General features: G+C 41.2%; 21 protein-coding genes and 2 pseudogenes. 9 read left to right on the top strand and 14 right to left on the bottom strand.

Features of this window, described 5'->3' with window-relative positions:
• Nucleotides 1-15: 15 nt before the first annotated feature.
• Nucleotides 16-927 carry an AIPR family protein gene (locus tag NSTC731_RS04990; protein WP_445629873.1) on the bottom strand — a complete coding sequence of 304 codons (912 nt, stop codon included), beginning with the start codon at nt 925-927 and terminating at the stop codon, nt 16-18.
• Nucleotides 928-1,136: 209 nt separating this feature from the next.
• Here NSTC731_RS04990 and NSTC731_RS04985 point away from each other — a divergent pair, with 209 nt between their 5' ends.
• The 3 genes and pseudogenes from NSTC731_RS04985 to NSTC731_RS04975 all read left to right on the top strand — a co-directional run bounded on the left by NSTC731_RS04985 (nt 1,137) and on the right by NSTC731_RS04975 (nt 2,062).
• Nucleotides 1,137-1,355 carry a hypothetical protein gene (locus tag NSTC731_RS04985; RefSeq protein WP_445629872.1) on the top strand — a complete coding sequence of 73 codons (219 nt, stop codon included), beginning with the start codon at nt 1,137-1,139 and terminating at the stop codon, nt 1,353-1,355.
• Nucleotides 1,352-1,621, top strand: coding sequence for a ParE family toxin-like protein (locus NSTC731_RS04980; protein ID WP_292817369.1), 270 nt, complete (start codon nt 1,352-1,354; stop codon nt 1,619-1,621). The genes NSTC731_RS04985 and NSTC731_RS04980 overlap by 4 nt, the downstream gene beginning before the upstream one ends.
• Before the next feature lie 60 nt (nt 1,622-1,681).
• Nucleotides 1,682-2,062: pseudogene (locus tag NSTC731_RS04975) on the top strand (type II toxin-antitoxin system HicB family antitoxin).
• A gap of 37 nt (nt 2,063-2,099) precedes the next feature.
• On the opposite strand, the gene NSTC731_RS04970 reads toward NSTC731_RS04975, so the two are convergent.
• The 3 genes from NSTC731_RS04970 to NSTC731_RS04960 form a co-directional block, all read right to left on the bottom strand.
• Nucleotides 2,100-2,531, bottom strand: a complete 432-nt coding sequence (locus tag NSTC731_RS04970) for an NUDIX hydrolase (protein WP_445629871.1) — start codon at nt 2,529-2,531, stop codon at nt 2,100-2,102.
• Between the two features lie 8 nt (nt 2,532-2,539).
• Nucleotides 2,540-2,992: a DUF3531 family protein gene (locus NSTC731_RS04965; RefSeq protein ID WP_445629870.1), complete on the bottom strand. Its 453-nt coding sequence runs from the start codon at nt 2,990-2,992 to the stop codon at nt 2,540-2,542.
• A 98-nt stretch (nt 2,993-3,090) separates the two neighbouring features.
• Nucleotides 3,091-4,047 carry a Sll0314/Alr1548 family TPR repeat-containing protein gene (locus tag NSTC731_RS04960; RefSeq protein WP_445629869.1) on the bottom strand — a complete coding sequence of 319 codons (957 nt, stop codon included), beginning with the start codon at nt 4,045-4,047 and terminating at the stop codon, nt 3,091-3,093.
• A 306-nt stretch (nt 4,048-4,353) separates the two neighbouring features.
• Here NSTC731_RS04960 and NSTC731_RS04955 point away from each other — a divergent pair, with 306 nt between their 5' ends.
• On the top strand, nt 4,354-5,028 hold the full coding sequence (locus NSTC731_RS04955) for an ABC transporter ATP-binding protein (protein WP_445629868.1): 675 nt from the start codon (nt 4,354-4,356) through the stop codon (nt 5,026-5,028).
• A gap of 66 nt (nt 5,029-5,094) precedes the next feature.
• On the top strand, nt 5,095-5,829 hold the full coding sequence (gene rsmG, locus NSTC731_RS04950; RefSeq protein WP_445629867.1) for a 16S rRNA (guanine(527)-N(7))-methyltransferase RsmG: 735 nt from the start codon (nt 5,095-5,097) through the stop codon (nt 5,827-5,829).
• Between the two features lie 35 nt (nt 5,830-5,864).
• Here rsmG and NSTC731_RS04945 read toward each other — a convergent pair whose 3' ends face one another.
• The 6 genes and pseudogenes from NSTC731_RS04945 to NSTC731_RS04920 form a co-directional block, all read right to left on the bottom strand.
• Nucleotides 5,865-6,746: an FG-GAP-like repeat-containing protein gene (locus tag NSTC731_RS04945; RefSeq protein WP_445629866.1), complete on the bottom strand. Its 882-nt coding sequence runs from the start codon at nt 6,744-6,746 to the stop codon at nt 5,865-5,867.
• Nucleotides 6,747-7,122: 376 nt separating this feature from the next.
• Nucleotides 7,123-7,902 carry a superoxide dismutase gene (locus tag NSTC731_RS04940; RefSeq protein WP_445629865.1) on the bottom strand — a complete coding sequence of 260 codons (780 nt, stop codon included), beginning with the start codon at nt 7,900-7,902 and terminating at the stop codon, nt 7,123-7,125.
• A gap of 111 nt (nt 7,903-8,013) precedes the next feature.
• Nucleotides 8,014-9,135, bottom strand: a complete 1,122-nt coding sequence (locus NSTC731_RS04935) for an ABC transporter ATP-binding protein (RefSeq protein WP_445629864.1) — start codon at nt 9,133-9,135, stop codon at nt 8,014-8,016.
• Between the two features lie 52 nt (nt 9,136-9,187).
• Nucleotides 9,188-9,414 (bottom strand): annotated as a pseudogene (locus tag NSTC731_RS04930) (type II toxin-antitoxin system HicA family toxin).
• Nucleotides 9,414-9,632, bottom strand: a complete 219-nt coding sequence (locus NSTC731_RS04925; RefSeq protein WP_445629863.1) for a type II toxin-antitoxin system HicB family antitoxin — start codon at nt 9,630-9,632, stop codon at nt 9,414-9,416. The pseudogene NSTC731_RS04930 and the gene NSTC731_RS04925 overlap by 1 nt, the downstream one beginning before the upstream one ends.
• Nucleotides 9,633-9,657: 25 nt before the next feature.
• Nucleotides 9,658-10,386 (bottom strand): GUN4 N-terminal ARM-like repeat domain-containing protein, encoded by a 729-nt coding sequence (locus NSTC731_RS04920; protein WP_445629862.1) that lies wholly within the window; start codon nt 10,384-10,386, stop codon nt 9,658-9,660.
• A gap of 274 nt (nt 10,387-10,660) precedes the next feature.
• On the opposite strand from NSTC731_RS04920, the gene NSTC731_RS04915 reads away from it, so the two are divergent.
• Both NSTC731_RS04915 and NSTC731_RS04910 read left to right on the top strand, forming a co-directional pair.
• A complete protein-coding gene (locus tag NSTC731_RS04915; RefSeq protein ID WP_445629861.1) occupies nt 10,661-12,082 on the top strand; it encodes an NADP-dependent isocitrate dehydrogenase in 1,422 nt (473 codons plus the stop codon).
• A gap of 465 nt (nt 12,083-12,547) precedes the next feature.
• Entirely contained in the window at nt 12,548-12,808 is a 261-nt protein-coding gene (locus tag NSTC731_RS04910) for a hypothetical protein (RefSeq protein WP_445629860.1), read from the top strand.
• 244 nt (nt 12,809-13,052) lie between these two features.
• Here the strand turns inward: NSTC731_RS04910 and mtnA are convergent, their stop codons facing one another.
• Together mtnA and NSTC731_RS04900 are read right to left on the bottom strand one after the other, a co-directional pair.
• The gene (gene mtnA, locus NSTC731_RS04905) at nt 13,053-14,132 is read right to left on the bottom strand and encodes an S-methyl-5-thioribose-1-phosphate isomerase (protein ID WP_445629859.1); all 1,080 of its coding nucleotides are present in this window, start codon (nt 14,130-14,132) and stop codon (nt 13,053-13,055) included.
• Between the two features lie 386 nt (nt 14,133-14,518).
• On the bottom strand, nt 14,519-15,703 hold the full coding sequence (locus NSTC731_RS04900) for a photosynthetic/respiratory NAD(P)H-quinone oxidoreductase subunit H (RefSeq protein WP_445629858.1): 1,185 nt from the start codon (nt 15,701-15,703) through the stop codon (nt 14,519-14,521).
• 330 nt (nt 15,704-16,033) lie between these two features.
• Here NSTC731_RS04900 and NSTC731_RS04895 point away from each other — a divergent pair, with 330 nt between their 5' ends.
• Both NSTC731_RS04895 and rsmH read left to right on the top strand, forming a co-directional pair.
• Complete coding sequence (locus NSTC731_RS04895) at nt 16,034-17,950, top strand: M48 family metalloprotease (protein ID WP_445629857.1); 1,917 nt, start codon at nt 16,034-16,036, stop codon at nt 17,948-17,950.
• 171 nt (nt 17,951-18,121) lie between these two features.
• On the top strand, nt 18,122-19,006 hold the full coding sequence (rsmH, locus tag NSTC731_RS04890) for a 16S rRNA (cytosine(1402)-N(4))-methyltransferase RsmH (protein ID WP_445629856.1): 885 nt from the start codon (nt 18,122-18,124) through the stop codon (nt 19,004-19,006).
• 3 nt (nt 19,007-19,009) lie between these two features.
• On the opposite strand, the gene NSTC731_RS04885 is transcribed toward rsmH, so the two are convergent.
• Both NSTC731_RS04885 and NSTC731_RS04880 read right to left on the bottom strand, forming a co-directional pair.
• On the bottom strand, nt 19,010-19,234 hold the full coding sequence (locus NSTC731_RS04885) for a DUF6887 family protein (protein ID WP_322639032.1): 225 nt from the start codon (nt 19,232-19,234) through the stop codon (nt 19,010-19,012).
• Nucleotides 19,231-19,407: a DUF6888 family protein gene (locus tag NSTC731_RS04880; RefSeq protein ID WP_445632019.1), complete on the bottom strand. Its 177-nt coding sequence runs from the start codon at nt 19,405-19,407 to the stop codon at nt 19,231-19,233. Before NSTC731_RS04880 ends, NSTC731_RS04885 begins: the two co-directional genes overlap by 4 nt.
• Nucleotides 19,408-19,574 lie beyond the last annotated feature (167 nt).

Below are 19,574 nucleotides of genomic sequence, written 5' to 3'. Positions count from 1 at the left end.
AGCATCAAATTACTACTATGAGGTCAGGATACCCCGTTGAGCCAACTCCATAACTATGACGCTATAGCAACCACGATAGGCTGCTTCTTTACGACCTACTTCAGCAGGTTTACCCTTGTTGTCTTCATTTTCCTTAAGTACGATTTCAACCATTTCGTTGATCGTAACTTTTAGTAGTTCTTCAGGTTCGACTCGCCATTCTAGCTTGCCTTGCTGCCAAGCCTCACGAGAAATATTTGCTCTGAATGCTGCCACCATAGGGTAGAGCCACCCAAGGTGTAAATGCCCATTAATTACCCCACCAGCAAAGTGAGCTTGTCGCTCTTTATTATTGCGCGAGCGAACGCGATTATTTTTCTTTGTGTTGCTGACTTTGAGCTTGCCAGGAAATTTTGGAGATGCTAATTGCTGTATCCGATCTGTTAGAACCAGAATTTCATGTATGTGAGGTACAAGTCGCTTAAACACGCCCCTGTTTTCATCCAAATCCTTGGTAAAGGTGTCAAGAACAGCTTTGGGCTTACCGAAAATTGTATGAGGATGCTTCTTTCGGTCAGGAAACTGTTCTAAATTAAGGAGATCCATATAAGTCAGAACTTGCTCAATATCCACTTCTCCGGAATCACCCATCTTATAGGCGATTTGGTCAGATCCTTGTTTTCCTTCTAGATAATCCTTAATTTCATTAAACGAGCCTTGCAGATTCTCAATAGAGGTATTGTCTACTTGCAATGAGCGGTTCAATCCTTCGGCAATATCAGCAATGAGATATGAGTCAATATCATTATCTTCCATTACTAGAATGTGAAGGCGAACATACGCATCCCAAGGATTGGGACGTTCGTCGTCTTGAGCTACCTCACGAATTGCAAAGAAAGTGTGACCCCCATTAACCAAATCAGTTTCGTATAAGCTTGGTGAAGGCATTGGTATCTTTGGGTTTGTTTCAGGTACACCCATTAGGTTAGTTCAATCTCAACGTCTTTGCTTTTATTGTAGAACTGTCTCAAACTCTACTAATTCTGCTATTGAGAGCGATCGCGCTTTGCTCTCACCCCAAGTATCGCACCCTAACAACCCCAACAGAGTGCAAGCAGAGATAATTTATAGTATGACTTTCGTAATGATTAACAGCTATGACTGAGCTACTTGAACAAGCGATCGCTAAACTAAAAAACTTGCCTGCCAATGAACAAGATGCGATCGCGGCGATAATTTTGGCAGAACTAGAAGATGAACGCTGTTGGGATGAAGCTTTTGCTCGTTCTCCAGATATGCTTGCCAAACTTGCAACCGAAGCAATGGCTGAATACCGTGCAGGAAAAACTCAAGAGTTAGATCCAGATACATTGTGAAGTCACGTATAACCGCTCAATTTCGTCAAGGGTTTGCCGATCTACCTGAGCAAGTTCAAGAGCAAACGCGTGAGGCATACCGCCTCTTCAAACAAGATCCGAGCCATCCCAGCTTGCGCTTCAAAAAAGTACATCCAGAACTACCAATTTATTCAGCACGGATTAGCAAAAATTATCGAGCGGTTGGCCAGTTAGATGGAGATACTGTTATTTGGTTTTGGCTTGGTTCACACGCAGAGTATAACAAGTTGCTTTCTCAGTTGTAGCGACACAGTGCGATCGTGTACAGCAAATAGTTGAACTATTGAATTTAGAAGAGTGGATTGATGAAGACACTGAACCAGAAAAACCAGCAGATTGAGAAGCCGTCTTTAGAATATTATTTAAATATTCAGTATCCTGTAACACTTTACCCTGGCCCAGAGAATGGATATGTAGCTCAAATTAAAGATTTACCTGGATGTCTTACCTAAGGCGAAACTCTTGAAGAAACAATGGCAAATCTCAATGAGGCGCGGGAATTGTGGATTGAGACAGCTTATGAAGCCGATGATAATATTCCCTTACCAAGTAGTAATGATAGCTATAGCGGTAAACTACTAGTACGGATGCCGAAATCTTTACATCGACGTTTAGCTGAGACTTCTGAACGGGAAAGCGTTAGTCTCAACCAGTATATTGTGTCTTTGCTGAGTTCGGTAACATAATTAACAGCAAAGCACTCTTAGTAAAGTTCCATATTATTTATAAATATTCAAAAAATACTTCAGGTACTAATCTTAATTCTCCAGATTTCAAGCGAGAGATGTCTATCCATAAGGCTCTATGTTTATGATGTGGTGATTCAGAAAAAACTAAATTTTCTAGTTGATAAAATTTGGAATCAGCAAAGTCACACTGATAAAGCTGAATAATTTCATGACCTTGCCTACCATTAAATATAAATAGGTTCTCTATACAACCTAAATATTTAATATTCGTTAATTCTGCCTGAATTTCCTCTTGAAATTCCCGTTTTAAGGCGGCGTGGCTGGTTTCGCCAAATTCAACACCACCGCCTAAAGCACGATAAAATCTTTCTTGTTTTGCGGGATCGTAACCTTCAGAAAGAAATATGCGATCGCCATTCCGAATTAATCCCAAGGCTATTACCCGAATTTCGCCAGCTTTATTCATTTTTATAACTAATTATCATAAATAGACTGAGGACGACTTTCGCTATCCTCAATAGGCCAATCTGGATTTTCACCACCGATGTACAATTCTTCAATGGTGACATATTCCTGACTTAGCTGGGTGAGAGCGTTGATTAAAATATCCAATGCGATCGCATCACTGGTTCCTAAGTCAAACCAACAACGCCCCCACTGACCCTCATATTCAAACTCACCCATGTTGTGCATCAGTGCTAGCAAGCTTTTGTCATACCCTTGTGCATCATAATTCATGTAGCTGATATCGAGTCCAGTATCCTGCACTTGGAGGTTTTCTGCATTAAATGCACCCAATTTACCTAAATAAAACCAGGAATTGAAGACTTCTTCTACATACTGCTTTTCACGCGCAGAAGGATTTGTGCTGAATTTCAGCCAAATCCACACATCAAAAGGATTAATTTCGCGGAACTGAATCTCCATTTTGGTCTAATATCTCAAGTACTCTTCTGCGAATAAGCATATCAAAGTAGGGAGTGGGCTTGCCGTGAGCGTAGCCGAACGGGAGTGGAGAATGGGGACTAAGGATTCTTCAGGCTAACAGCACTTCTGCGTTCACGCTCAATTTGTTTGACTAAATCGCCTGGGAGTTGAGATTTTTTAGTCAATGCTTTGTCAAAATTAGCGATCGCTTCCTGGATCATCTGCTGGCTTTTTTCTCTTTGCCCCAGTCGCTTTAGTATTTGGGCTTTAAGATAATAAATTTCTGGATTATCGGATGTCGTTTTGATCGCCCGGTTGACATACTCTAGCGCCTGTGGATACCGTTTTAAATCCCGGTAAGCAAGAGCAATACCCCGATCCACTAGATATTGAGGAGCAGCATTTTTTTCTAAGCGTCCAATTGCCTGATCTGGACTAGCAAAAGGCAAATTAACCGCTAACAATAAATCCATATAACCCTTGATTAAATTCAGTTCTGGATCGTTGGCAGAAATTGCTTCGGCTTTGTCTAAATATTCATAAACTTGCCGCAACCGACTAAAGGCTTGTGGCACACCATTGACAGTACCCTCACGGGTGATAACTACTGCTCCCTCTAAAAAATGACCAACAGCAGTGTATAAATTACCACGCAATGGATCGCTAGAAATCAGTTTTTGTCCAGTTTCTAGAGTTTTTTGGCTGTAGGTATCTAGTTTAGCCCAATCCTTATTTCCGTATGCTAAAGATGCGCTCATGGCATAAGCTAGAGGTTCATTTGGCTCTTTGGATAGTGCTTGTTCCAGATAACGCTGTGCTGCTGGATAGTTGCCCTGTTGGAAAATTGCTTTAAAAGCTGCTTCTGTTTGGTCGCCAATTTGATGAGGTTCGCTATTGCGAAACGGATCGCCAGCCAGAGAAGGATTTACCCAGACATTAAGTGCGATTGCCCAAGGGGCAACGCCAAAGGCGAACGCACCTGCAAAAGCAGTCTGAGCAAGGGTAGTGAGTTGAGCAGACACTACGAATTGAGGCGAAAAAAACCTTTTAATCATTTTTACCCTCAGAATAATTGCGGTTGAAATAGTTGTATGTGTTACTTAGAATGCAAAAATGGTTAATTTCAACTTGCCTTTGCTTCAACCAAAATTTTCTTATATATTGGTAATCTTTCCATGTTTCCAGGCTTGCTCTAGCCATTATTTCAGGCTTAGTCTGCCACAATGGAGAAAAAGTGGATAATTCTTGCTGCTAAATTAAGCTGTTAATTCAGGTAATACGCTGTAAATTTTTCTAGAATTTTCCAGACACTCTCAGTGTAGCTAATCAGTAATTTGCTGACTTTTTGGTAATCTTAACAAATGCTTTATCTCCGAAATGTAAATTATCATCCCACAGCGTGCCCAACAGCGATTCTCAAATCGATCAATTTAGAATTAGCACCCCAGCAGCTAGGTCTGATTATTGGCCCGAGTGGTTCCGGTAAAAGTACCTTACTAGAAATTTTGTCGGGACTAGCCGAACCCACTACTGGCGCTCTCTTCTGGCGGGAACAAGAACTTCTAGCCGAACAGCTACAACAATTAGCCGGGTTAGTATTTCAGTTTCCAGAGCGGCACTTTTGCGGTGGTTCGATTTTAGAAGAATTGCGTTTAGGACATCCTGAGTTAGGGTCAGAAAGAGTCAGACAGGCGCTAAGTGAAGTGGGATTAGAGCATTTATCGCTTTCTGCTGCCCCTTATGCTTTGAGTGGTGGTCAGCAACGACGTTTAGCTTTGGCAGTCCAATTAATTCGCCAGCCAAATTTACTGTTATTGGATGAACCAACAGCTGGTTTAGATTGGTCAATGCGTCGGCAATTGATAAATTTATTAGCAAAACTCAAACAAGATTGGACATTGTTAATTGTGACACACGATGCTGGGGATCTGTTAGCGATCGCAGACCGTTGCTGGACACTCAACCACGGTGAACTAGAATCAGTAGACCCAAAGTCACTAGAATCCAAAGTTAAAGAACCTCTACCAACGGTGTGAGAGCATGGGGAGCAGGGGAGCAGGGGAGGCAGGGAGCAGGGGAGAATAACTAATGACAAATGACAAATGACAAACTTATTGCCTGAGATGGCAGAAATCTGGCAGAAAACTCTCAATTGGCAACCAACTCTTCAACAACAAGCGCAATTTCAAAAGCTTTATGAGTTAATCCTAGAAGGTAATCGCCAACAAAATTTAACTCGGATCGTTGAACCTCAAGAGTTTTGGGAAAAACATCTCTGGGATTCTCTGCGAGGAATTGCACCTCTGTTATCAGCAAATTTCTCCCCTGCTTCCCCTACTATCATCGATATTGGTACAGGTGCAGGTTTTCCAGGTATTCCAGTGACAATTACAGTACCTAATTGCACAATTACTCTTCTCGATTCCACTCGGAAAAAAATTACTTTTCTCGACAATATATTAACTGAACTTGCCCTTATCAATGCCAAAACTCTTGTTGGTAGGGCTGAAGAAATCGGTCAGCACCGCCAGCATCGACTAGCTTATGATATTGCATTGATCCGTGCTGTAGGGGCAGCCTCTGTCTGTGCAGAATATACCCTACCACTGCTCAAACAGGGAGGTTTAGCTATAATTTATCGCGGTAATTGGACTGAGGATGAAACAGCTGCTTTAAAGAATGCTGTGAACCAGTTGGGTGGCGTGATTGAATCAATCGAACAATTTACGACACCTCTGAGTCACAGCATCCGCCACTGTGTGTATTTGCGTAAGGTAGCTACCACTCCAGCTAATTTTCCTCGTGCTGTAGGTGTACCGACTCAAAAGCCTCTTTGAGGGGTAAGTGTGGGAAAAAGGACAAAGTATTAGCCCTAATTCCCAAAAATATACCAAGTGCCATTACTCGGTCGCCAAACTGCGAAGTCATTCCTAATAGAGAAATCATAATTGCCAGGGGTAGGAATATCACCACCGACGCCCCATTGTCTAGTAACTGCTACACCTGTTGAACTGTTAATCACATACCAAGTTCCATCACTTGGTCGCCAGACTGCAAAATCAGTTCTACCATCATTATCGTATTTGCCAGGGGCGGGAACATCGCCGCCGACGCCCCATTGTCTAGTAACTGCTACACCTGTTGAACTGTTAATCACATACCAAGTGCCATTACTCGGTCGCCAGACTGCATAATCAGTTTTACCATCATTATCATAATCGCCGGGAACAGGAATATCGCCACCGACGCCCCATTGTCTAGTAACTGCTACACCTGTTGAACTGTTAATCACATACCAAGTGCCATTACTTGGTCGCCAGACTGCATAATCAGTTTTACCATCATTATCGTATCTCCCAGGTGCAGGAACATCACCAGCGACGCCCCATTGTCTAGTAACTGCTACACCTGTTGAACTGTTAATCACATACCAAGTTCCATCACTTGGTCGCCAGACTGCATAATCAGTTTTGCGATCGCTATCATAATCGCCGGGAACAGGAATATCGCCACCGACGCCCCATTGTCTAGTAACTGCTACACCTGTTGAACTGTTAATCACATACCAAGTTCCATTACTCGGTCGCCAGACTGCATAATCAGTTCTACCATCATTATCATAATCGCCAGGAACGGGAATATCGCCACCTACACCCCATTGTCTAGTCACTTCAGCTTGTGCTTTAAAATTTAAAATTCCAAGAAGTAATGGAACAGTTAAAGCAACCGTAAATAATTTGCAACCAATCTTCATAAGAACATCCTCCTTATAATCAAATTCAAATTCAAATTCGACATTTAAAGAAAGGTTCTAAATTTCATGTACTGTGATGATGAAATTTGAAATTGCAATCTTATATAAATTTTGTCAACATCAGTAGTTTAGCACTATAAAAGTAAGATTAGTTACAAGATTTATTGAGATATATTCTTATTTTTAACGGAAAATCAAGCTATATTAAATCTCAAAAAAGAAAAAAAATACCTGCAATAATTGAAGAATAATTATTAAAGCAAATTATTTTCAAAAGATGAATAATAATTAGATTATTACATCATAAAACTGGCAACAGAATATTGTTTCTGTCGCCAATTTTTAAGCGCCTATAACTCTAAATTTTTGTCTGGTTTCAGGCAAATTTACTTGCTGCTGCAAACCGCTTGTTAATCTCATCCCAATTAACCACGTTCCACCAAGCATCTAAATAATCAGCGCGGCGATTCTGGTAATTGAGATAATATGCATGTTCCCATACATCATTACCCAGGATGGGATATTTACCTGCACTTAAGGGAGTATCTTGGTTAGCTGTAGTTGTCACTTCCAACTTGCCACCCTTGTTACGTACTAGCCAAACCCAACCACTACCAAAACGACCAGCGCCAGCTTCATTAAACTGTTTTTTGAAAGCTGCAAAAGAGCCAAAATTTTGATTAATTGCGGAGGCGATATTTCCTGTTGGTTCTCCCCCACCTTTTGGCTTCATAATTTGCCAGAACATTGAGTGGTTCACATGACCACCGCCATTATTACGTACTGTTTTGCGAATATCTTGTGGTACATTGTCAAGTTTTTGCAACAGTTCTTCAACTGTTTTACCTTTGAGTTCTGGATGTTTTTCTAAGGCTGCATTCAGGTTTTTCACATAAGTTGCGTGATGTTTATCGTGGTGAAATTGCATCGTTTTGGTATCGATGTGTGGTTCCAGTGCTTCGTAGGCATAAGGTAAAGGCGGTAATTGGATAGCCCCTGTTGTATTTGCTGTTATATTGGGTGTTGTATTTGCGGTTGTATTTGGTGTTGCAGTATTTCCATCAGGAGATTTCTCTGCCAATGCACAAGCGTCTAATGCAAAAACACCGGCACCTGATGTCAGTAAAAACAAGAAATGGCGTCGATTAATAGTCATATAAGTTTTTGCAGCTAATCCATGAAGTATCTATTGCAGTTTTTATTTTCTTAGATTCTGGCTACAAAAAATTAGAATTTAGCGATTATTTCTGGCAGTTTAAGAAACTCTTTATAAGATTCTGTCCCCAGTTTTGGGATCGAATACAAATAACTGATTTAAATCCAGCTGTAGAGAAAGGCGATCGCTTCGACGAAAACGCACATCAGAGCCTACTTGAATATTCAGCATCACCGCCGAACCGGGTAAACCAGCACGAATCAAAGTTTCTCTTCCCAAAGGTTCTACAACTTTAACTTCAACCGATAATAATCCTGAGTTTTGAGTACTGTTAGCGGTAACTGGGCGTTCAGGCCGTTCTGAATTAGTGTTTATTTTTATATGCTCTGGACGAATCCCCAAATCATAACTATGTCCTTGACGCAACTGTAATTTTCCTTTCACAACTGCTGGGATTGCTAATAACTGTCCGCTCACATCGAAACCATTATTTTCATAGATTGCAGGTAAAATATTCATTGGCGGACTGCCCAAAAAACTTGCCACCATCTGATTAGCAGGATTTGCATAAATAGTTTGAGGATCGCCAATTTGTTGAATCCGTCCGCGATTTAGCACGACAATTCGATCGGCCAAAGTCATGGCTTCAACTTGATCGTGAGTGACGTAAATTGTTGTAATGCCTAACTCTTGATGTAGCTGTTTCAATTCTGCCCTGGTATCATCGCGCAGTTGGGCATCTAAATTAGATAAAGGTTCATCAAGTAAAAAGACTTGGGGTTCGCGAGCGATCGCTCTCCCTAATGCTACCCTTTGTTGCTGCCCCCCAGAAAGTTGTTTCGGCTTACGATCCAGCAAATGATCTAGAGAAAGCGAGCGCGCCACATTCATTACTCGTTCTTGAATAATTTTTCGGTCAACTTTCCGCATTTGCAAGCCAAAAGCGATGTTTTGGGCCACAGTCATGTGAGGATAGAGAGCGTAGTTTTGGAACACCATCGCCACATCCCGTTGTCTGGCTGGAATATTATTTACCAAGCGATCGCCAATGTAGAGTTTGCCAGATGTAGCGGTTTCTAAACCGGCGATCGTTCGCAAAATTGTAGACTTACCACAACCAGATGGCCCAACTAAAACCCAAAACTCGCCATCAGGAATTTCAAAAGTAATGTCCTCAATCGCAGTGACATTATTGAATCTACGTTTAATATCTTCTAGACGAACATTTGCCATTATCTAATTTAAGATTGTGGATTTGGAATTAGTGGAAAACTTCCCAACTCTATTATTCCAGCAAACCTATAAACTCTTCCCTTGTAAGTTCAATATCGCGTAGTATTTTGCGTAGTAATCTTTTACCTATTGTTTTACCAGCATGAATAGGAATAGTTACTAACCGCCCATCCTCATGTTGCATTTTACATGAGATCCTTTTTGACGTACCGCCTGAAAACCTATTTTTTCAAGGGCGTTAATAACTGTTTTACCTGTTAAAACTGGTAATTTTGGCATTAAATTACTACCTTTTGAATACCTATAAATTCTGGTATTTCTTCATCACTTTTTGTTTCTAAGCAAAGTTCAATTACTTCTTTCATATTAGCCATCAACTCATCAATTGTTTCTCCCTGACTGTAACAGGCTTTTAGCTGAGGAACTTCTCCAACATAGTAACCATCTTCATCTCGTTCAATGATGACGTAGAATTCTCGGTTGGTGGGATCGATCATAATCTGTTTGTCCGTAGGCTCAAAATCATTTTTCTGGATTCTTCAACCAAGCTGGATGAGAAAGTAAAGAAGCAAATACTCGTACTCCCCGGAGTTGATTAGAGAGGGGTAAGTGACCTTTAGGCGCACTCAAATCCCAGGTAAACCCGTTAGGATATCGCGTCCAGTTATTACCTGCTTTCCAGCCAATTTTCGGCCAGAAATTTTCCCAATTTTTACCCAAACTTAACCAAATTTCTCGCTGCACTGAAAAGCCAAATTTACCTTCCGAGTAGACTAACCAGAGGTTGTTAATGGTTTGCAAGTCAACAGCAGAAATATTTTCTACCTCAGTAAAGTACAACCATTTTCGTTGTACAGCCGTAGGCCCTGACAGTTCGCACATTTTTTCGATGGTGAGGCGATCGGCTGCTTGGAAGTCTTGAACAGCTAGTAGCTGTTGCAAAGAATTGTAGTTAATCCCCAACTCTGATTTTAGAGGTACAATTCCTTCAGGAAAACAGGAGCGCAAAAATTCTTGGGCTTGAGGTGCATCAGAACTGTAAAGGACTTGGTAAGCTTTGCCATCAATCCAAGTAGCTGGGTTCTCACGTCGTTTCAGTAAAAATTCCATCAACACGTCTAATCCCTCATTACCTAACTCGGCTAACTGTGGGATTATCTGCTGTTGGACTTTTTCAGACCCAGCCATTAACGGTTGTCGGAGGGAGTCGATGTCATTTGCAGGGCCTGATAAAATCATTGGGTCTGTCATGCCATTCTTGTGTTAACGGTCAGTGAAAGAGCGGTAAGCTATCGGGCATTCTCTAAAGTGAAGCATTGATAGCGAAAAGTAGTTTACTATTTTTGATCGTACAAAATTGCGATCGCTTCACTGAATCCCACAGTTAATCCCCAAATAATGTACAAGGGGAATAGGGGGAAAATCTTTGCCTTATGGCTTGGTGAACAGAAGACATAGCAAAATATACAAGCCTGCCACATAAGGTTTTTTGAATAGCAGCGTATCGATTAGGAGTGTGTGAACGATGTACGAAAAGATTACCCCCCCCGCAACCGGAGCAAAAATCACCTTCAAAAATGGTGAACCAATCGTACCAGACAATCCAATTATCCCCTTTATTCGTGGCGATGGTACAGGTATAGACATCTGGCCTGCTACCCAAAAGGTGCTAGATGCGGCGGTAGCCAAAGCATATAAGGGTCAGCGTCAAATTAGCTGGTTCAAGGTTTACGCTGGAGACGAAGCTTGCGATTTATACGGAACTTATCAGTATTTACCTCAAGACACTTTGACGGCAATTGAAGAGTATGGTGTAGCTATTAAAGGGCCTTTGACTACTCCTGTTGGCGGGGGAATTCGTTCTTTAAATGTGGCGCTGCGGCAAATTTTTGACTTGTATGCCTGCGTGCGTCCTTGCCGTTACTATGCGGGTACGCCCTCTCCCCACAAAAACCCCGAAAAGCTGGATGTAATTGTTTATCGGGAGAATACGGAAGATATTTATTTAGGCATTGAGTGGCGACAAGGTAGCGAAATCGGCGATCGCTTAATTAAAATTCTCAATGAAGAACTAATCCCCGCTACCCCAGAACACGGAAAAAAACGCATTCCTCTTGATTCTGGGATTGGCATCAAACCCATCAGCAAAACTGGTTCCCAGCGTCTAGTCAGACGTGCCATCAAACACGCCTTGCTATTGCCCAAACACAAGCAACAAGTGACTTTGGTGCATAAAGGCAACATCATGAAGTACACCGAAGGCGCTTTCCGCGATTGGGGTTATGAACTAGCAACCAGCGAATTTCGCCAAGAAACTGTCACCGAACGAGAATCTTGGATTTTGAGTAACAAGGAAAAAAATCCGAATATTTCCTTGGAAGAAAACGCCCGCGAGATCGATCCTGGGTTTGATAGTCTCACGGATGAGAAAAAAGCGCAAATTGTCAAGGAAGTTGAAACTGTTCTTAACTCAATTTGGTCAACCCACGGCGATGGCAAATGGAAAGAGAAAGTTTTGGTGAATGACCGGATTGCTGACAGTATTTTCCAACAAATCCAAACCAGACCGGATGAGTATTCGATTTTGGCGACGATGAACTTAAACGGCGATTACTTGTCTGATGCTGCTGCTGCTATTGTTGGGGGTTTGGGAATGGGGCCAGGGGCAAATATTGGCGATTCTAGCGCCATATTTGAAGCTACCCACGGTACAGCACCCAAACACGCCGGCTTAGATCGGATTAATCCTGGTTCAGTAATTTTGTCTGGTGTGATGATGCTAGAATTTTTGGGTTGGCAAGAAGCCGCAGACCTAATTAAGAAAGGTTTAAGCGATGCGATCGCCAGTAGTCAGGTGACTTACGATTTAGCCCGGTTGCTGGAACCGCCTGTTGAACCCTTAAAATGTTCTGAATTTGCTGAGGCAATTATTCAACATTTTGGTTAATTCTATTAGGGTTAAGTCAAATTACCCCACCCTAACCCTGCCCCCTTCGACAAGCTCAGGGCATCGCTTATAAAGGGGAGCCACTGCGTTGGGCGGCTTCGCCGACTTGAAGCGTGTGGCGTGAGGGAACTGGATTTATTTCTTATTTCCCCCCTTTACAAGGGGGGATTAAGGGGGGTGGTTTCATACGAAAAAAGAAAAATACATAAGTCTTGATTTCTCATGTATAACCATAGATTTTGACCCCTCTCCAAACCTCTCCCCGAAGCGGAGAGAGGCTTTGAAACTCAGTTTTATTTTTTCTCTGCTTGTATGAAACCACCCTGCTTTACAAGGGGGGATTAAGGGGGGTAATTTAACTTGTGTATACAACCCTAGCTTTTTTAAGGGGGATTAGGAGGATGAACAAATATTTAATACTCCTCAGACATCCTCTGAATAAATCAACCATTTTAAAAAAACGAAATGGCATTTGATTTGCAAAAACACCAAAATCAAAAAGCAAACTGGAGTTTGAGTAAGTCAAAGCTTCTTTTACTTGCGGAAAACACCAAAATGAGTAAGCAAAAGCTTCTTTTGCTTGCGGAAAACACCAAAATGAGTAAGTCAAAGCTTCTTTTGCTTGCGGAAAACACCAAAATGAGTAAGCAAAAGCTTCTTTTGAGAAAGTCAAAGCTTCTTTTGCTTGCGGAAAACACCAAAATGAGTAAGCAAACCGGAGTTTGAGAAAGTCAAAGCTTCTTTTGAGAAAGTAATTGCGGATTTTGCTTATTGAATTTAGTCATAATATAAAGTTTAGATAAAATTATTGAAAAAATTACTGATAAATTTTGAGCCGTTAGATTTTAAAGTAGTCAAAAAACAAAGTCCCCGGCTTTTCTGAAAAGTCGGAGATTTTTTTGGGGTAATCTTGTATAAAGTTTCCGTTATTCGGATTTAGAGTTATCGAAGACTCGGTGCAAGTTCTCCATTAATTCGGATTTAACCCAATCGGTACTTGCTTTACCTGTGATTTTGCTAATTTATCAGGTGCGATCGCTCCATTCTCTGTAATGATGGCTGTAATCAACTCAGCCGGGGTGACATCAAAAGCTGGGTTGTAAAAATCTACACCCGCAGGTGTGAGAATGGTATCGCCAACTTGATAGATTTCTGTTGGTTCGCGTTCTTCAATGGGAATTTGGCTGCCATCAGCTAATTCAAAATCAACGGTAGAAAGGGGTGCAGCCACAAAAAAGGGTATATTATGAGCTTTAGCTGCGATCGCTACACTGTATGTACCAATTTTATTGGCAGTGTCACCATTAGCAGCAATGCGATCGGCACCCACAACTACAGCATGAATCAAACCCTGTTTCATGCAATGGGCTGCCATATTATCAGTAATTAAAGTAACTGGAATACCTTCTTGCACACATTCCCAAGTGGTAAGTTTTGCACCTTGCAAACGAGGACGGGTTTCGTCGGCAAATAAACGTTCTAAACGTCCTTCTCTCCAAGCAGAACGCACAACACCTAAAGCAGTGCCATATCCGGCTGTAGCTAATGCCCCAGCGTTGCAGTGAGTCAGTAACCTTAGCTTTTCTGGAGTATTAGGCAACACTGCCAAACCATTGTCGCCAATCGCTTGACAGGTTTGCAAATCTTCAGCGTTGATAGCTTGGGCTGTTTGGAAAAGAATTTGCTTAATTTCTTCTACTGTTCCCAGAGTTTCGTAGGCGGCTTTTAGCATCCGGCTAATTGCCCAAAATAAATTTACCGCCGTCGGACGAGTAGAACGCAACAACTGGGCTACTTTATCTAAGTGTTGCAAAAATTCGGTGCGATCGCTTGTCTCAATTTCCCTTGCCCCCAAATACATTCCATAAGCCGCAGCCACACCAATTGCAGGCGCACCTCGCACAATCATTGTTTTAATTGCCCGCGCCATATCTTCACTGCGGTGAATTTCTACAAATGTATATTCGTTGGGTAAGCGAGTTTGGTCAATTAGTGACACTGAGTCGTTGTGCCAAATAACGGGATAAACCTGGTTTGTGGAAGGTGTCATAGAAAAAGGTCGTTAGTAAAGGGTCAATATTTTTTACTTTAATGCACACTGATGATTTCATTCTTAAACTGATTAAACGTTCTGAGTATGGATTTAAAAGCTTTGAAAATTTTAGAGTTAGATGCTCTGATGAAATTGGTATTTTATTTATTAGTTTGGTATATAGCGTTTCCCGACCTGCTGAGGTACTGAGTAAATCACTAATAAAATTAGGTAAACCTCTGCGTACCTTTGCGTTTGACTCTGCGCTCCTCTGCGTTTAAAAACATTATTTCTGTACCTCACGTAACTAGGAATTGCTATAGTCAAATCCTGAAGAATCAAAAAAATAGAGCAGTTGCACTGTAATACAACTGCTCTAAAAATTACTGAGATAGATATTTACTCTACCTATCCACAGACCCCATAATTACGTCAACACTACCGAGAATCACCACAATATCTGCAACCTTCATCCCGCGCAGTAAATGTGGAACAATTTGGAGATTGTTGAAATCTGCGGCGCGAATCTTCCAACGTGCAGGGAAGACGTTATCATCGCCAACCAAATAAATTCCCAATTCACCTTTGCCACTTTCTACACGGGCGTAGATTTCACCCTTGGGCATCTTGAAAGTGGGGGAAACTTTTTTGCCGATGAATTGGTAATCAAATGCGTCCCACTCAGATTTTTTACCTGCGGCTAAACGCTTGGCTTCCAGATTTTCGTAAGGGCCGCCAGGAAGTCCTTTAATTGCTTGGCGAATAATTTTTACAGATTCGCGCATTTCCCGCATCCGCACTATGTAACGGGCAAAGCAATCACCGGCAGTTTCCCACTGCACATCCCAGTCGAAATCGTCATAGCATTCGTAATGGTCAACTTTCCGCAAATCCCATTGCACGCCAGAAGCGCGTAACATTGGGCCAGAAAGTCCCCAGTTAATTGCTTCTTCTCGCGTGATAGTACCAATACCCTCAATACGCCGCCGGAAGATGGGGTTATCAGTTACTAAACGTTCGTACTCATCAACTTTGGGTATAAAGTAGTCGCAAAATTCCAGACACTTATCTACCCAACCGTAAGGTAAATCAGCCGCTACTCCACCAACGCGGAAGTAGTTGTTATTTACCATTCGATAACCTGTGGCTGCTTCCCACAAATCATAAATCATCTCCCGTTCCCGGAACTGGTAGAAAAAGGGAGTTTGTGCGCCTACGTCAGCTAGGAAGGGGCCAAACCAAAGCAAATGGTTAGCAATGCGGTTCAACTCCAGCATGATGACGCGGATGTAGCTAGCACGTTTGGGAACAGCGACACCTGCAAGCTTTTCTGGGGCGTTAACAGTAACCGCTTCGTTGAACATTCCCGCAGCGTAGTCCCACCGACTAACGTAGGGGACGTACATTACATTAGTGCGGTTCTCAGCAATTTTTTCCATTCCTCGGTGCAAATAGCCGATGACTGGTTCACAGTCAACAACATCCTCGCCATCCAGAGTCATGATTAGCCGCAGAACCCCGTGCATTGAGGGGTGGTGTGGCCCCATGTTTAGCACCATTGGTTCAGTGCGGGTTTCTAGTCTGGTCATAGATTTCGTGTTCTCCGTTCGTGAAAATATTGAATTCAACCGCGCAGATGCCAACTAGACCCAATTTATCTTGTTTGTCAAGCCAAAGTGAGGGTTGTGGGAAGAGAGATTTGATTTGATGTTTAATTTTGTTGCACTTCTTCAACTATTATATGGAAGCTCGATATGCACTTAATTAAGGCATCGAATTTTTTTATCTCATGGTGCTGGGAGAACGGGGTGAAAGAAGATGCGTTTTTTTAATGATAACTATTGACTTCTGAGTTTCTACGTAAGCTATAGAGATATTGTGTCAGCTATATTACAGTTTTATGAGGCTGATACATATTTATGGCTTTCAATCAAGAGTGTTTCGATCGGTTAATTCAAAAGTTAGAAGTTTTTGCTCACAAACAACCACGTCTTTATAAATTGCACGTTGCTTTTTTGGCTACTTTAGGGTATGCATATATATTTTTGGTTCTAGCTATAACATTAACTCTGCTGGTAGGTATTATTTTTGGGATACTTAATACTCAGTCAATTTCTAACTTATCTTTGACAGGTCTTCTGTTTTGCCTGACGTTAGCATTCGTATTAGTGCGATCGCTTTGGGTTTCTTTCCCTCCACCAACAGGTTTACCATTACAATCCAAAGATGTACCCAATCTCTATTCTTTAATTAACGAAATCTCATCGAAGCTAAAAGCTCCACAGTTTCACCACATCCTGCTGACCAACGATTTTAATGCAGGGGTTGTCCAAATACCACGCTTAGGTTTGCTGGGATGGCAGCAGAATTACTTAATTGTGGGTCTACCACTGATGCTAGCACTGCCGCCCGAACAATTTCGTGCTATCTTAGCCCATGAACTGGGACATTTATCAGGAAATCACAGCCACTTTAGTGGTTGGATTTATCGCCAACGCGAAACTTGGTATCGCATTCTTAAGGGACTCCAACAAAGTGGACACGATCTATCATTGTTAATTTTTCAACTGTTTTTGATATGGTACATTCCATTTTTTAATGCCTATTCTTTTGTATTAGCACGAATGGATGAATATGAAGCAGATAGATGTGCTGTTGATTTAACGGGAGAACAAAATATTGCTAAAGCTTTGATAAGTTTTCATGTCAAATCTAGATTTTTAGAAAGATATTTTTGGTCTAGTATTTATAAACAAATCCAGACAGAGATTGAACCACCAAAAATGACTTATATGGATATGAGGCAGGCTTTAAGCCAGAGACTTCATCAGGAAATCACAAGTACTTATTTAAGTGAAGCTTTATCGGAAAAAACCAACAATGCTGATACTCACCCTTGCCTGACAGATAGATTAAAAGCCTTGGGATATATCGCCGATACTCAGCAGGAATTAGCTATTTTTTCATCAATTGAAATTAGTGCTGCCCAAGAATTTTTAGGAGATAAATTAGAAAGTTTTATTGATTATTTTAGTCAAAATTGGCGAGAAAAGATAGCAACACCTTGGCGACAAAAATATGCTCAGGTTCAAAAATCGATAGCTACATTAAAAGATTTAAATCACAAATCGCAAAAACAACAGCTAACTTTAAAAGAAGCTATTCAGCGAGCATTTTTGACATTAGAACTTGAGGGCGAAGAAGCTGTTATCCCTCTATTACAAGAAATTATTCATCGTGATGCTTATCATGCATCAGCTAATTATTTACTAGGTGAAATATTATTAAAAAAACAAGATGCGACTGGAATAGAATACATTGAGAAGGCAATAGAGCAAGACTCAAATATAGTTATAGTAGGTTGTCAGATAATTTGCGATTTTCTGAAAAACCAAGGTAAAAACAAGGAGGCGAAGTTTTATCAAGAACGTGCAGAAAATCATCATAAATTAATTTTAAAAGCACAGAAAGAGCGCTCTAGTTTGAAAAACAATGATAAATTTGACTATCATGATATCTCTGAGATAGAGGTAAATAAGCTTCGTCAGCAGTTATCTCATTACCCGCAGATAATAACTGCTTATTTAGTTAAAAAGAATCTGCAATATTTTCCTGAAAAACCACTTTATGTTATAGCTGTGAAGCGTGGATTTAGTTTTTGGGAAGGTAGTCGTATTTATGAAAACGATAACTCTAAAATTGTTCAGGGCTTATTAAAGGAAAATGAATTGCCCGATAATGTATTCATTTTTATTTTAAATAGATATTTAAATATGGAGAAAAAATTAAAACGGATACCAAATTCGATGATTTACCAGAAAAAAGGTAAAAAATAGTACTACTGATGCTTAAAGCTCAACATTCAAAGCTGACGCTGAGTGTTGAGTTTATGATATTTTCTTTTGTGTCTTAGTGGTTTAAAAACTATTTTTTAGCTAGGAACCACAAACACACAAACAAAAGAATACATAATTAAAGTTCATCTGTGGTTTTTTGCCCTAAGTCTCATGAATCCTCAGCTAGCTATTGAAGAACCGATATTTTCTCATCTACCAGTGTTACCGCAGGAAACGATCGCAGGTTTAGCGGTATCTCCAGGAGGTCATTATCTTGATGCAACGGTAGGCGGTGGAGGTCACAGCCGTTTGATTTTAGCAGCTGCGCCAAATGTGCGGGTAACGGCGATTGACCAAGATGAGGAGGCTTTAGCAGCAGCGAGGAAAGAATTAGCTGAGTTTGGCGATCGCGTACAATTTATTCATCGCAATTTTGCGGATTACGAATTTCCCCCCAACACTTTCGATGGTATTTTAGCCGATTTGGGGGTAAGTTCTTACCATTTAGATCGTGCAGAAAGGGGTTTTAGCTTTCGCCAAGCTGCAAATTTGGATATGCGAATGGATCGGGGGCGATCGCTAACTGCTGCTGATGTGATTAATAATTGGGATGAAGCGGAATTAGCTGATATTTTCTTTAAATACGGTGAGGAGAGATTATCGCGGCGCATTGCTAGACGCATTATAGAACGCCGACCGTTGCACACGACTACAGAATTAGCTGATGCGATCGCTTCTTCAGTTCCTCCAAAATACCGTTATGGCAGAATTCACCCTGCTACTCGTGTTTTTCAAGCTCTGCGAATTGTCGTCAACGATGAGTTAAAATCCCTAGAAACCTTTTTGGATAAAGCCCCAAATGCCCTTGTCCCTAGCGGTAGAATTGCGATTATCAGTTTCCACAGTTTGGAAGACCGCCCGGTGAAGCATGGTTTAAGAAATTCACCGTTATTAAAGGTCTTGACAAAAAAGCCGATTATTGCTCAAGAAGAGGAAATTGAGAAAAATCCGCGATCGCGATCGGCCAAACTGAGGATAGCAGAAAAACTGCTGTAAGCCTTAAACTGCTCCATCTCGTGGTTCAGAACTGCTGCGAATACGCTCTATGAACTGAGGATAATTTTCTAAATCTTGTTCTGACTCTAACGGTGGCATTTCAATCCAATTACCTTCGATATGCAGCTTATCCACATAAGCATAGAAGGCTTCCCGATCTTCCCGATGAGCAAGAACGTAATCATGTAACTCTTTCTGGCTCATTGTATGAAAATTAGGCTTGCTCATCCTATGTATCTCGATTTACCGTTAGGGTATATTTCTATAATATTTTCCTCACCTGCCAAGAAAAATAGATTTTTTGTCCGTTCATCCATACGAACAATATAAATAGGCAAGTAAAGCTTAGTAAACCAACAGCACAATATGTAACACTGTGTTTTTTGTTCTGGTGTAGGAATAATCTAAACTCCTTAAGGCAATTTCCGTTAATAAATCTACCGCCGCCGTTGGTTTCGACTTCGCTCAACCAACTAAGGGATCGAGAGTTGAGCGAAGTCGAAACTCGTCAACCTGGGTATTCAAACATCTATGCAGCTTGGGCAAGCCATACTTGCTGCTAACGCTT

The organism is Nostoc sp. DSM 114167 (assembly GCF_052692655.1).
This window is presented reverse-complemented; position numbering and strand designations above follow the sequence as displayed.

Coding starts and splice junctions, on each gene's coding strand:
- NSTC731_RS04990 (WP_445629873.1), bottom strand. CDS start 927: ATGCCTTCACCAAGCTTATACGAAACTGATTTGGTTAATGGGGGTCAC.
- NSTC731_RS04915 (WP_445629861.1), top strand. CDS start 10,661: ATGTACGAAAAGATTACCCCCCCCGCAACCGGAGCAAAAATCACCTTC.
- NSTC731_RS04970 (WP_445629871.1), bottom strand. CDS start 2,531: ATGAATAAAGCTGGCGAAATTCGGGTAATAGCCTTGGGATTAATTCGG.
- NSTC731_RS04960 (WP_445629869.1), bottom strand. CDS start 4,047: ATGATTAAAAGGTTTTTTTCGCCTCAATTCGTAGTGTCTGCTCAACTC.
- NSTC731_RS04935 (WP_445629864.1), bottom strand. CDS start 9,135: ATGGCAAATGTTCGTCTAGAAGATATTAAACGTAGATTCAATAATGTC.
- NSTC731_RS04940 (WP_445629865.1), bottom strand. CDS start 7,902: ATGACTATTAATCGACGCCATTTCTTGTTTTTACTGACATCAGGTGCC.
- NSTC731_RS04895 (WP_445629857.1), top strand. CDS start 16,034: ATGGCTTTCAATCAAGAGTGTTTCGATCGGTTAATTCAAAAGTTAGAA.
- NSTC731_RS04900 (WP_445629858.1), bottom strand. CDS start 15,703: ATGACCAGACTAGAAACCCGCACTGAACCAATGGTGCTAAACATGGGG.
- NSTC731_RS04985 (WP_445629872.1), top strand. CDS start 1,137: ATGACTGAGCTACTTGAACAAGCGATCGCTAAACTAAAAAACTTGCCT.
- NSTC731_RS04945 (WP_445629866.1), bottom strand. CDS start 6,746: ATGAAGATTGGTTGCAAATTATTTACGGTTGCTTTAACTGTTCCATTA.
- NSTC731_RS04920 (WP_445629862.1), bottom strand. CDS start 10,386: ATGACAGACCCAATGATTTTATCAGGCCCTGCAAATGACATCGACTCC.
- NSTC731_RS04955 (WP_445629868.1), top strand. CDS start 4,354: ATGCTTTATCTCCGAAATGTAAATTATCATCCCACAGCGTGCCCAACA.
- NSTC731_RS04910 (WP_445629860.1), top strand. CDS start 12,548: ATGGCATTTGATTTGCAAAAACACCAAAATCAAAAAGCAAACTGGAGT.
- NSTC731_RS04965 (WP_445629870.1), bottom strand. CDS start 2,992: ATGGAGATTCAGTTCCGCGAAATTAATCCTTTTGATGTGTGGATTTGG.
- rsmG (WP_445629867.1), top strand. CDS start 5,095: ATGACAAACTTATTGCCTGAGATGGCAGAAATCTGGCAGAAAACTCTC.
- NSTC731_RS04925 (WP_445629863.1), bottom strand. CDS start 9,632: ATGATCGATCCCACCAACCGAGAATTCTACGTCATCATTGAACGAGAT.
- rsmH (WP_445629856.1), top strand. CDS start 18,122: ATGAATCCTCAGCTAGCTATTGAAGAACCGATATTTTCTCATCTACCA.
- mtnA (WP_445629859.1), bottom strand. CDS start 14,132: ATGACACCTTCCACAAACCAGGTTTATCCCGTTATTTGGCACAACGAC.
- NSTC731_RS04885 (WP_322639032.1), bottom strand. CDS start 19,234: ATGAGCAAGCCTAATTTTCATACAATGAGCCAGAAAGAGTTACATGAT.